This is a genomic window from Thalassobacillus pellis (genome assembly GCF_016908295.1).
Taxonomy (GTDB): domain Bacteria; phylum Bacillota; class Bacilli; order Bacillales; family Halobacillaceae; genus Thalassobacillus; species Thalassobacillus pellis.
Genome location: NZ_JAFBDO010000002.1, coordinates 756,107 through 768,449, shown reverse-complemented (window position 1 = coordinate 768,449; position 12,343 = coordinate 756,107). Strand labels below are relative to the sequence as shown.

Below are 12,343 nucleotides of genomic sequence, written 5' to 3'. Positions count from 1 at the left end.
GGAGGGAATACTTTGGCAGGTTCAAGTAATTTAGCGCGTCAACAAGTCGTTACACAAAAGAAGCAAAGTAAAAAAGAAAAGATAGCGGTCAAAACGATGAAGCGATTGGTAAAAAATAAGTTAGCTTTGTTTGGTTTAATTATTATTTTTGTTCAAATTATTCTTGCTGTATTCGCACCTTTATTTGCACCCTATGATCCGATAAAGCAAGATTTAACAAATGCTGAACTTGGGATAGGAGCGGAAGGCCACTGGTTAGGAACTGATAATTACGGCCGAGATGTTTGGTCGCGACTGGTGTTCGGAGCACGCATCTCCTTGCTGGTAGGGATTGGCTCTGTAAGTTTGGGTCTCATCGGCGGCATTACGCTTGGATTAATCTCCGGGTATTTTAAAAAGCTCGATGGAATCATTATGAGGTTAGTCGATTTACTTTTTGCTTTTCCCGGAATCTTACTCGCTATGCTGATTATTGCAATGTTAGGGACAAGTTTGGTCAATGTCGTTATTGCAATCAGTATCTGGTCAATTCCAACATGTGCAAGAATCGTGCGGGGGAGCGTTCTATCGATTAAAAAACAAGAGTACATAATGGCGATGAAGTCACTCGGTGCGAGCAACTTCAGGATACTTGTCAAACACATCCTTCCGAATTGCACCGCACCAATTATTGTTTTTGCTACGATGCGTATGGCTACGGCTATCCTTTCGACAGCTGCCCTGAGTTTCTTAGGTTTAGGTGCACAGCCACCTACAGCGGAGTGGGGAGCCATGATTGCAGCTGGACAAGTTTATATGTTCACATCTCCTCACCTTACGATCGTACCTGGAATTGCCATTATGCTGGTCGTATTTGCTTTTAACGTAGTGGGAGATGGTTTGAGAGATGCGCTTGATCCCAATATGGATTTAGATTATTAATTAGGAGGAATGACATTGAAAAAATATCGCTTGCTCGGAATTTCATTGTTCGTATTGATTTTGGTTGCTTTAGCAGGTTGCAGCAGTGAATCAAGTGGCAATTCTAATAGTGGTGGAAATGATTCCAATGCTCCGCAGGAACTGACTTATGCGACTACCTCTGATGCAGTCGGACTGTCCCCGATTGATACCAATGATTCTGTTTCCTCTGCCGTGATTGAACAAATCTATGAAACGCTTTTCATTCGTGACCCAAATACGATGGAAATAAAGCCTCATTTAGCTGAGTCATATGAAAACCCTGATGACCGTACATGGGTTATTAAGTTAAAAGAAGATATTACGTTTCATGATGGAACTCCTTTTAACGCTGAAGCAGTGAAATATACGTTTGAACAGTTTATGGATGAAGAACGAGCTGCTCCCCGTGCTTCGCTGCTGGAACCAGTCGAATCGATTGAAGTAAAAGATGAATATACGGTCGTCATTAAAACAAAAGAACCCTATGGTCCATTACTTGCAGCACTGTCTCATACCAACGCTTCTATTGTAAGTCCTAAAGCGGATAAAGCTGGTGATTTGAACCAAAACCCAGTGGGTACCGGGCCTTTTGTTTTTGAAGAATGGGTGCAAGGGGATCACGTTTCCCTTAAGAAAAACGAGGATTACTGGAAAGGTGCTCCTGAATTAGAGAGCGTCACCATGAAAGTCGTGCCAGAATATTCAACGGCTGTATCGATGCTTCAAACTGGGGAAGTTCAATTTATTGATGCCATTCCTTCCGCGCAACTTCCACGGATAAAATCGATGAAAAATGTAGAGGTTCAAAAGAAAGAAGGAACGCCGGTTTACTACTTAGGCTTCAATATGAACAAAGAACCATTCAATGACATCAATTTCCGTAAAGCTGTATCGTATGCGATTGATAGGGAAGCTTACGTGAAGCAATTAAATGGTCTTGGGGTAAAGAACAATAGCATTATCGGGCCAAAAGTTTTTGGATATGATGAAGCAGCTTCCGAAGAAGGCTACTCCTACGACCCTGAAAAAGCGAAGCAATTGATTGAGGAACATGGTTTCGAAGGGCAAGAGATCACATTGCTGGCAGCCAACCGTGAAAGTTATATGAAGATGGCGGAAATCGTACAGGCTCAACTGACAGAAGCTGGGTTTAAGGTAAGCATCGAGACGATGGAATGGGGTACGTTCCTGGATACAACGGCAGAAGGTAATTTTGAAATGACTTTCCTTGGATGGTCAAACAGTACAGCTGATGGCAGTGAGTTGCTTTATCCAAATTTACACTCTGATAACATTGGTTCCTCTAACCGGATGGCTTATGATAATCCTGAGTTCGACAAATTGGTTGATGCATCCCGTGTGACCGTTGACCAAGAAGTTCGTAAACAGAAGCTGCATGAAGCAAACATCATGGCCATTAATGATGCTGTCTGGATTCCTATGCATCACGGTATTGTCACTGCAGCATATGACAAATCAGTCAAAGGATTGGAACTTGATCCAACTGGCCAATGGTCCCTTTACAACGTAAGCAGAGAGTAGGTTGAGTTATGGAAACACTATTGAACGTCAACAACTTAGTGACTTCCTTCCGTACAGCCAAGGAGAAAATCCAGGCTGTACGGGGAGTGTCATTTTCCGTGGATAAAGGAGAAACATTATGTATCGTGGGTGAATCGGGGTGTGGAAAAAGTATCACCACCCTGTCTATCATGCGATTGCTTCCTGATAATGGCGAAATATCGCAAGGATCCATTACGTTTCAAGGTCAAGAATTAACAAAGAAAAATGAAGAAGAGATGAGAAAGCATCGAGGCAATGATATTTCTATGATTTTTCAGGAGCCGATGACAGCGTTGAACCCTGTTTTCACGGTAGGTTATCAAATTATGGAACCCTTAAACCTTCATACAAATCTAGCAAAAAATGAAAAAAGAAAGCGCGCGATTGAACTTCTTACACAAGTCGGATTATCCAATCCAGAAAAAACATTGAAAAAATATCCCCATGAGCTGAGCGGTGGGATGAGACAGCGGGTTATGATTGCGATTAGCCTTGCTTGTAACCCCTCCTTATTAATTGCTGATGAGCCAACGACAGCACTCGATGTCACAATCCAAGCACAAATATTGGATTTAATCGATGACTTAAAAGAAAAAATGGGGATGGGCGTTATCATGGTTACCCATGATATGGGTGTTGTTGCAGAAGTCGCTGATCGTGTAATGGTCATGTATGCGGGGAATGTCGTGGAAACAGGTAACGTAGAAGAAATCTTTGAAAATCCTAAACATCCGTACACCAAGGGTCTGCTTGCTTCGGTTCCAAATGTTGATGATGAAAATCAAAGTCTGGAAGCAATTCCTGGCACACTACCGAACTTGAATGAGATGATTGCTGGCTGTCGTTTCCATCCAAGATGCCCCTATGCCATGGATAAATGCAGGAAGGAAGACCCTCCTCCTTTTCCTATTACAGATCAACATCAATCGAAATGCTGGCTGCATGAGGAGGTACCGTTAAATGATTCCAAACACAAAGCCTATTCTTGAAGTCGATCAAGTGAAGAAATATTTTCCAGTTAAAAGCGGCTTTCTAAAACGGACTGTTGCTAACGTTCAGGCAGTTGAAAATGTTTCTGTAGATGTAATGGAAGGAGAAACATTAGGAATCGTTGGAGAGTCCGGTTGTGGGAAGTCTACATTTGGGCGTACCATTCTTGGCCTGGAGAGCCTGACAGATGGCTCTATCAAATTCCGGGGAGTAGAAATAGGTGGTTTGTCTGAACGCCAATTGAAAAAATATAAAAAAGAAATGCAAATGATTTTCCAGGACCCATACGCTTCTTTGAATCCTAGGCAGCGGATTGGAGATGCTCTGGAGGAAGCTTTTATTATTCATACAAATTTAAGCAAAACCGAACGAAAACAAAGAGTGAAAGAACTCCTCGTTGAAGTCGGATTAAAGGAAGAGCACGCTGAACGCTATCCGCACGAATTCAGTGGAGGCCAAAGACAGCGAATAGGAATTGCTCGAGCAGTTTCTTTGAATCCGTCATTAATAGTGTGTGATGAGGCCGTATCAGCATTGGATGTGTCAGTACAAGCACAAATCATTCAGCTCTTGAAAGAACTTCAACAATCTCATCAGCTTACCTATTTATTTATATCCCATGACCTTGGCGTGGTAAAACATATATCAGACCGCGTCTTAGTCATGTATTTAGGCGCAACTGCTGAGCTTGCTCCAGCTGAGCAATTGTTTTCGAACCCACTCCACCCTTATACACAAGCACTCTTGTCTGCCATTCCTAGACCTGTGGTAGGACGTAAAAAGGAACGCATTCATTTGAAAGGAGAACTGCCTAACGCCGCCAATTATCCGAGTGGTTGTCCTTTTCATACACGCTGCCCGCTTGCTCATACACGCTGTCGTGAGGAAAAACCTGTATGGCGACAAGTAGAGAATGGTCATTTTGTAGCGTGTCATGAGGTATGATTAACCCAGTTACAAGCGTTTGTAGGACACCAAGGAGCTCTTGCCAACTAGCTAAATAAAACGCCTTCCTTCATTAAGGTAATCAATGGAATATATGGAAGGTGTAAGCATAGGAGCTAGTATACCAAAGGGACTTAAATAGAATGAATTTGATACGAAAGGAGCATATCAATGAAGCACTTTGATAATCTCTATAATCCATACAAAACACCCAGACATACGACGATCGCCAAAAACGGCATGGTTGCAACCTCTCAACCTCTAGCCGCTCAGGCCGGACTGACTATGCTGCAAAAAGGAGGAAATGCCATAGATGCGGCCATTGCTGCTGCGGCTGCTTTAACTGTGGTAGAACCGACATCAAATGGCATTGGAAGTGATGCTTTTGCGCTCGTTTGGGTGAAAGATAAACTTTACGGTTTGAACGGAAGCGGACATGCCCCAGCATCGATTTCTATTGATAAATTAAAGAGTCGTGGTTATGATGAAATACCTAAATACGGTTTCGTTCCTGTCACAGTACCAGGGGCACCAGGAGCGTGGGTGGAGTTATCCGACCGGTTTGGCAAACTTCCATTTGAAGAAGTTCTAGCTCCTGCGATCCAATACGCAGAAGAAGGCTATCCTGTCTCACCTGTACTCGGTAAATTTTGGTCGATGGCCGCTGAAAAATTCAAAAATACGCTTGAGGGCGAAGAATTTTCTCATTGGTTTCATACCTTCGCGCCTAATGGCAAGGCACCTCAAATCGGAGAGATCTGGAAATCAAAGGGACACGCTGCTACCCTGAGAAAGATTGCAGAGACCAAAGGAGAAGCCTTTTATCAAGGAGAGTTGGCAGAGGAGATTGATCAATTCTCTAAGCAGTATGGTGGGTACATAACGAAAGAAGATCTGGCCAACTACGAGCCGAAATGGGTAGATCCGATTTCTGTCGATTACAAAGGTTATCAGGTTTGGGAAATTCCTCCGAACGGACAAGGTATAGTAGCTTTATCTGCTCTTAACATTCTAAAAGGCTTTGATATTAGTGAAAAAGAATCCGTTGAGACGTATCATAAACAAATCGAGGCAATGAAGCTGGCATTTGCTGACGGAGAAAAGTATATTGCAGACGAATCGTTTATGGATGTAAGCACGAAGGCTTTGCTTAACGAAAGCTATGCAGAAGAAAGAAGAGGCTTAATAGGCGACACAGCACGTTTACCTGAATCCGGAACACCTCCTAAAGGTGGAACCGTTTATCTCGCTGCAGCTGATAATGAGGGGAATATGGTGTCATTTATTCAAAGCAACTACATGGGTTTCGGTTCAGGATTGGTTGTACCAGGAACTGGGATTGCTTTGCAAAATCGAGGCCATAATTTTTCATTGGACCCTGACCATGCAAATTCGTTACATGGAAACAAAAAATCCTACCATACGATCATCCCTGGATTCCTGACAAAAGGTAGCGACCCGGTCGGACCATTTGGGGTCATGGGCGGATTTATGCAGCCTCAAGGTCATGTTCAAGTTGCCATGAACACGATTGACTTTCACTTGAATCCACAGGCTGCACTGGATTCTCCAAGGTGGCAATGGATGAAAGAACGTACTGTCTGGGTAGAACCCAATTTCCCTAATCATGTGGCTGAAGCTTTGGCAAGAAAAGGACATACTATTGAAGTTCAGTTAGAGACAGGAGCATTTGGAAGAGGTCAAATTATCTGGCGTGATTCTCAGACGGGTATTTTGTATGGGGGGACAGAGTCTCGAACAGATGGAACAATTGCCGCTTACTAGGTTATAAAGAGATATTTGAGAAAGGAGATGAGGGAATGAAGCAATGGAATCTCTTTATAGCCTTTTTTCGCGTCGGAATGCTTGGTTATGGTGGAGGACCTTCTTCCATTCCTCTTGTCCACAAAGAGGTGGTGGAAAAATACAAGTGGTTGACTGATGATGACTTTGGAGATGTACTTGCACTTGGGAACTCGCTTCCGGGACCGATCGCAACAAAAATGGCGGGCTATATCGGATACCGGGTATCCGGCATTTTTGGCATGTTAAATGCTGTCATCGCAACCATCCTTCCAACAATAGTTATCATGATTGTATTAATAACTTCACTCAACAGCTTTCGAAATCAGCCCTGGGTGGCTGGTATGACTAATGCTGTTATCCCAGTTGTTGGTGTGATGCTGGCAAAACTTACGTATGACTTTTTCAACAAAGCAAAGGTGAGCATGGGATGGACCGTTTCCATTCTTTTAGGGTCAGGTTCCTTAGCGTTAATTGTATGGGCGGGAATTCACCCTGGCATTATTATTTTCGCTTTGCTTCTGTACGCCCTGCTGCGCCCAAAGAAAAAGAAAGATATGACCCTCAATAGACAGGAGCAATCATCATGAAACTGTGGGATATATTTGTAGCCTTTTTCATTCCAGGCATCGTAGGGTACGGGGGCGGACCCGCGTCCATCCCACTGGTAGAAAATGAAGTGGTCGATCGATTTGGCTGGATGAACGTCCCGGAATTCAGTGAAATGTTAGCAATGGCGAATGCCTTGCCTGGACCGATCGCAACAAAAATGGCAGGCTTCATTGGTTACCAGCAAGCGGGGGTTTGGGGAGCTGTCACAGGTGTCTTCGCAACTGTTGCTCCATCCTTAATATTGATGATTTTATTGTTGAGTCTTCTAGCTAAATTTAAAAACTCCCCACGAGTCAAAACAATGACTAATTTGATTCGTCCTGCAATTGCTGTACTGCTTGGAATTATGGCTTTTCAATTTTTCAGTACTTCCTATGAGGCTATCGGGTTGTTACAGACAGGCTTTTTAATTGTGGCTAGTTTTATTTTCCTTGAAAAAATGAAGATACATCCGGCTTTTGTTATTTTGGGATCACTTATTTATGGCGCGGTTTTCATGGGAAATATTTGATGCATCATTTATTAATTCCTGAGACCAAATTCCTTTAGAACCAGCGGTAAAAGATGTCGATGTAAGGTTAAACTGAAATCCCACAAACGTAAATGTCAACATTTACGTTTGTGGTTTTTTGTTTTTTTCTAATCATTTACAGATCGTTTTGAGTATAAATACATAAAGGACTTAGACAATTAACCTTGAATTCTTAAAGTAGAGTAAGTAGGAGGAACTTAAAGTGAAGAATTTGAAAGGAAGACTATGTCCTAGGTTCAATAGTAGAGTATCTCACTCTGTACGTTGAATGAAGATAACATAAGGAGGTACATTAGATGAAAAAGAGAGTGTTATTTATCCAAGGTGCAGGTCAAAGGGTATACGAAATGTACAGTAAATTAGAAGGTTATTTGTAAGACGCACTTGGGACTGCTATATCAATCTATCGTGCTCATCGAATGGAAAGGAGAAACTCAGCTATGGGGATTAAGAATTATCTGATTGAAGGCGTTTCCGGCACCGGCAAAACTTCTGTCTGTAAAGAATTACAGCAGCGCGGTTACCATGCCATTAATGGTGACCGCGAATTAGCTTATCAAGGCGATCCGGAAACTGGTGAACGTACGGATGGCGTCATGCACGAACATCACATTTGGCATGTCGACAAAGTGAAAGCCTTGGTCGCCAGTCATGATGAGACAGTAACATTTTTCTGTGGAGGTTCCAGGAATTTTTCGAAATTTATAGATCTATTTGACGGCGTGTTTATACTCGAGGTAGACCTTGACACATTGAACCGGCGGCTAGACAAGCGACCAGAAGATGAGTGGGGCGGAAAGAAAATGGAACGGGAATTCATTGCACGATTGCACCGAACCAAAGAGGACATTCCGAAAAATGGCATTATAATCGACGCTACCGCACCGATTGAGCGCGTCGCCGATGAGATTATCCGTCAAATCGAAAAACATAAACAATAATGGATACATCTAGCTTATCGGGCTCATGAATTCTATAAGTTCGGTTTTTATTATGCGAAGGATGACAGAACAATATAAGATATTAACAGGAAGCAGGGTTTCTATCTAGAAATAAATAGTAAATAACAGTAAAGCTGGTGTTCGAATGGATAGAACGATAGATATTGATAAAATGCTCCCCGATGACTGGGATGAAGTTCGGAAAATCTACCTTGAAGGAATTGCTAGTGGAAATGCAACCTTTGAAAAAGATGCCCCTTCTTGGGAAACGTGGGATAACGGCCATATAATAGAATCTAGAATTGTTGCTCGTTCAGAAGGCAAAGTTTTAGGATGGGCTGCTTTAAGCCCCATCTCAAATCGCTGTGTTTATGCAGGTGTTGCAGAAGTAAGTGTTTACGTTAGCCAGTGTAGTCTAGGAAAAGGAATTGGCAGTTCACTACTAAAATCTTTAATTAAAATTAGTGAACAGAACGGAATTTGGACATTACAAGCTGGGATTTTCCCTGAAAATACATCAAGTCTTAAATTACATCATAAATTTGGCTTTCGTGAAGTTGGTCTTCGAGAGCGTATTGGTAAAATGGATGGGATATGGCGTGACGTTAACTTGGTAGAAAGAAGAAGTAACAAAGTAGGCATTAATTAAAGTTGTTAAGTGTACGTGGGAAGGTAGTTTGAGAGTTAAATAAAAAAGAGGCAGCCTTTGCCTCTTTTTTGTATTTCTATGATTTTTTACAGTAAGTGCAGGCTAAGAGGGAGTTACACCTCTAGTCCTCTGCAGGTGCCGCTTTTTTGTTAAAGGCTAGTAATAGCGTCATACCGATGATACAAGCCATGCCCAACCATTGAAATAATCCAAATGGTTCCTTTAACCAGATAACCATCGTTAATACTGCAGAAAGGGGTTCCAAGTTGCCAATTAGACTTGTCTCTTTAGGTAATAGATATTGGAGGCTCTCAATGTAAAACCAGAACGCAAGCATCGTCCCAAATAGGACGACAAAAATGAGGTAAATATAAATTTCGGCTGTAAAAGTTGAAAATTCCGCTTGCCAGGGGGGATGTATAAACCCTAAGAAAATTCCTCCAATCACCATTGCCCATCCAACAACAATCAGGGAATCAAATTCTCTGAGTAAAGGAATGGCATATAAGGTGTAAAAGGCAAGAGCTGCCCCTGATAGTATGCCCCAAAAGATTGAGATACCAGGCACTGATAATTCTGAAATGGAGCCATTGGTAAGTAATAAAAAGGTACCTAGTAAAGCAAGAGTAACAGTCATCCCATCCTGTTTTTCAAAAGTAGTCTGTTTACGAAAAAGCAAGTAAACGATGATCATAAGAGGAGCGAGATATTGCAAAAGGGTAGCAACCGCGGCATTCCCAAAATTAATGGAAGCCATGTAGGTATACTGCACTGCCAGCATTCCAAATAGTCCAAAAATGACCATCTGCTTAGCTGTGTGCTTATTCTTCCAGATCCTGATAATGCGAAAGTTTTCTTGTCTGAAAAATTGGATTGCCAATAGTAAGACGCCGGCTAAGAGCAAGCGAACGGTTACCAGCCAATTGACATCGATAGCATACTCCTGGAAAAGTTTTTGTGATACGGTCCCTCCTATCCCCCAAAAAATAGCTCCTGTTATAACGAGAACTAACCCTCTGCTTCTTTTATGACTTCGTAGCATTTCCTGTCACCTCAATAATAAAACTATAGTGTTATAATAGTTAGATATTATAGATGAAAATACATATATCGGATGAAAAAATATCACTATATTGAGGTGTTCATTTGCAGATAAAAGACTTTAAGTTAGATAAGGAGTTAAAAGAACTGACAAAACACCGTACCATAGAGTTACCGATCGCCTGTTATGAAACGACAATTTCCAAAAATGTAAATGGTTATATACCCCTTCATTGGCATGAGGAAGTACAGTTTGTGCTTGTGACAAGAGGAGAAGGAATTTTTCAGATTAATGAAGAAAAAATTCTAATAAGAGAGGGAGAGGGTCTGTTCATAAATAGTGGGAGGCTGCACATGGCTGAAGAAAACCTCCAGTCAGGCTGTGACTATATTTGCTTAAATGTTTCCCCCCATTATGTACTGCCACATGAACTTTATCCCAGGTATGTCTATCCATATATTGATGCCACGAATTTGCCTTATCTATTTATTGGAAGGAAAAATTCCTGGGAGAATATCATAATAGATTCTATTCTTAAGGTTCAGATGTTAATTCAAGAAGAAGCCCCACACTTTGAACTTGATACGTTTATGCTGATAAACCAAATGTGGAAAGAACTTATTATCAATGGACTGCCATTAGAGTATGACGAAGTACAGGCAGTAAAACAGAGTCGGATGAAGGAAATGTTAAATTATATACATCAGCACTACAGAGATAATATCATGTTAGACGAAATTGCAAGAGCCGGACAATTAAGTCGAGCTGAATGCTGCAGGTATTTCAAAACAATGTTAAGGAAAACACCAATAACTTACGTTACAGAATATCGGATCCAGCAAAGTTTAGTCCTTATACAGCAACCTGATTCTAACATGACCGAAGTTGGGTATGCAGTCGGGTTTAATAGTACAAGTTATTTCATTAGCAAGTTTCGAAACAGAATGCATATGACCCCACTAGCTTACAAAAAGGAGTTTACGAAAGCTTAACGGGCGTTGATAAAGGAGAGAAGCTAACCAGGTGCAATCACGAGTCATTAAAAACTGACTTAAGGAGTTCGGTATAAATGCAAGAACAAAAGATTAAGCTTGTGATCGGAGCAGGAGAACATAATAATAATCCAGGTTGGATTCATACCCAGGAAGACGAAGTGAATTTACTTGATGCGGCTACCTGGGAAGCTAATTTTAAGGTGGGTACAATTGAAGCAATATTAGCAGAACACGTCTGGGAGCATCTGACATTTTCAGAGGGTGTAAAGGCTGCACGGATATGTTTTAAGTATCTACGAAAAGGTGGATATGTGCGTTGTGCGGTTCCAGATGGATACTTCCCAGATGAAAAATATCAGGAAATCGTACAAATTGGAGGGCCAGGTCCAGATGATCATCCGGCAGCAAGCCATAAAATTGTACATAATTATAATTCTATTTCGAAAATGTTTGAGATGGTTGGGTTTGAAGTTAAACTACTAGAATATTGTGATGAGGAAGGCCAATTTTATACAAATGACTGGGATGGAAATGATGGAGTAATCTTTCGTTCGAAAAAATTTGACCCAAGAAACCAGGGGGAAGAGTTAGCTTTTCCATCACTGATTATCGATGCTGTGAAACGTTGACTATTAAACTATTGGCACAAACCAATCATAATGATTTAACAACGAGAAAAAGTTTGATTAAACAAGCTCACCATCCAGCATTATTGAAAAAATACTTGTGAGATATGCTAATTTTTGTGCCGCAAAAATGTAAAAAAGCGGGGTAGTTATATGAACATACTAGAGAAATATGAGGATATACCTAAAATAGAGACAGAGCGTCTCATCCTGAGAAAAATAACGTTAGATGATGCAAAAGATATGTATTTATATGCTTCGGATGAAGAAGTAACGAAAAATGTAACGTGGAATACTCATTTTACTTTGTCTGATACTTTTAGATTCATAAATACATTTTTATCTAAATATGATGCTCCTTGGGGGATTGAGCTTAAAGAGAATGGTAGATTTATTGGGACTGTCCACTTTGTTTGGTGGCAGCCAAAACACAATAGCGCTGAACTGGGGTATGTTCTGTCTAAAGAATACTGGGGGCAAGGTTTAATTACCGAAGCAGCAAGGGCGATCATCTCTTTTGGGTTTGAAAATCTTGATTTAGTTCGTATACAGGCGAGGTGTTTTTTAGAAAACAAAGGTTCAGAACGTGTGATGAAAAAATTAGGTATGGATTTTGAAGGGATAAATAGAAAAGTAATGAATGTTAAAGGAGAACATAGGGATTTAAAGATGTACTCCATATTGAAGGCTTAAGGAAAGATAG

13 protein-coding genes are annotated in these 12,343 nt (G+C 41.1%); 12 read left to right on the top strand and 1 reads right to left on the bottom strand.

Features of this window, described 5'->3' with window-relative positions; genetic code table 11:
* Positions 1-12 precede the first annotated feature (12 nt).
* From JOC33_RS09690 to JOC33_RS09650, 9 genes are all read left to right on the top strand, one after another.
* Complete coding sequence (locus JOC33_RS09690; protein WP_239534073.1) at positions 13-921, top strand: ABC transporter permease; 909 nt, start codon at positions 13-15, stop codon at positions 919-921.
* Positions 922-930: 9 nt separating this feature from the next.
* Positions 931-2,484, top strand: a complete 1,554-nt coding sequence (locus JOC33_RS09685) for a glutathione ABC transporter substrate-binding protein (RefSeq protein ID WP_205092279.1) — start codon at positions 931-933, stop codon at positions 2,482-2,484.
* A gap of 8 nt (positions 2,485-2,492) precedes the next feature.
* Entirely contained in the window at positions 2,493-3,494 is a 1,002-nt protein-coding gene (locus JOC33_RS09680; RefSeq protein WP_205092278.1) for an ABC transporter ATP-binding protein, read from the top strand.
* A complete protein-coding gene (locus tag JOC33_RS09675) occupies positions 3,466-4,440 on the top strand; it encodes an ABC transporter ATP-binding protein (RefSeq protein WP_205092277.1) in 975 nt (324 codons plus the stop codon). The genes JOC33_RS09680 and JOC33_RS09675 overlap by 29 nt, the downstream gene beginning before the upstream one ends.
* A 171-nt stretch (positions 4,441-4,611) precedes the next feature.
* On the top strand, positions 4,612-6,225 hold the full coding sequence (locus JOC33_RS09670) for a gamma-glutamyltransferase family protein (RefSeq protein ID WP_205092276.1): 1,614 nt from the start codon (positions 4,612-4,614) through the stop codon (positions 6,223-6,225).
* A 35-nt stretch (positions 6,226-6,260) separates the two neighbouring features.
* On the top strand, positions 6,261-6,833 hold the full coding sequence (locus tag JOC33_RS09665; protein ID WP_205092275.1) for a chromate transporter: 573 nt from the start codon (positions 6,261-6,263) through the stop codon (positions 6,831-6,833).
* Complete coding sequence (locus JOC33_RS09660; RefSeq protein WP_205092274.1) at positions 6,830-7,366, top strand: chromate transporter; 537 nt, start codon at positions 6,830-6,832, stop codon at positions 7,364-7,366. Before JOC33_RS09665 ends, JOC33_RS09660 begins: the two co-directional genes overlap by 4 nt.
* A gap of 461 nt (positions 7,367-7,827) precedes the next feature.
* Positions 7,828-8,328: an AAA family ATPase gene (locus JOC33_RS09655; RefSeq protein WP_205092273.1), complete on the top strand. Its 501-nt coding sequence runs from the start codon at positions 7,828-7,830 to the stop codon at positions 8,326-8,328.
* Between the two features lie 145 nt (positions 8,329-8,473).
* A complete protein-coding gene (locus tag JOC33_RS09650; RefSeq protein WP_205092272.1) occupies positions 8,474-8,977 on the top strand; it encodes a GNAT family N-acetyltransferase in 504 nt (167 codons plus the stop codon).
* 121 nt (positions 8,978-9,098) lie between these two features.
* Here JOC33_RS09650 and JOC33_RS09645 read toward each other — a convergent pair whose 3' ends face one another.
* Complete coding sequence (locus JOC33_RS09645; RefSeq protein ID WP_205092271.1) at positions 9,099-10,019, bottom strand: DMT family transporter; 921 nt, start codon at positions 10,017-10,019, stop codon at positions 9,099-9,101.
* A gap of 110 nt (positions 10,020-10,129) precedes the next feature.
* Between JOC33_RS09645 and JOC33_RS09640 the strand changes: the two genes are divergently transcribed.
* The 3 genes from JOC33_RS09640 to JOC33_RS09630 all read left to right on the top strand — a co-directional run bounded on the left by JOC33_RS09640 (position 10,130) and on the right by JOC33_RS09630 (position 12,333).
* A complete protein-coding gene (locus tag JOC33_RS09640) occupies positions 10,130-11,011 on the top strand; it encodes a helix-turn-helix domain-containing protein (RefSeq protein WP_205092492.1) in 882 nt (293 codons plus the stop codon).
* A gap of 77 nt (positions 11,012-11,088) precedes the next feature.
* Positions 11,089-11,643 carry a class I SAM-dependent methyltransferase gene (locus tag JOC33_RS09635; protein ID WP_205092270.1) on the top strand — a complete coding sequence of 185 codons (555 nt, stop codon included), beginning with the start codon at positions 11,089-11,091 and terminating at the stop codon, positions 11,641-11,643.
* Positions 11,644-11,793: 150 nt separating this feature from the next.
* Positions 11,794-12,333 carry a GNAT family N-acetyltransferase gene (locus JOC33_RS09630; RefSeq protein WP_205092269.1) on the top strand — a complete coding sequence of 180 codons (540 nt, stop codon included), beginning with the start codon at positions 11,794-11,796 and terminating at the stop codon, positions 12,331-12,333.
* Positions 12,334-12,343: the final 10 nt, after the last annotated feature.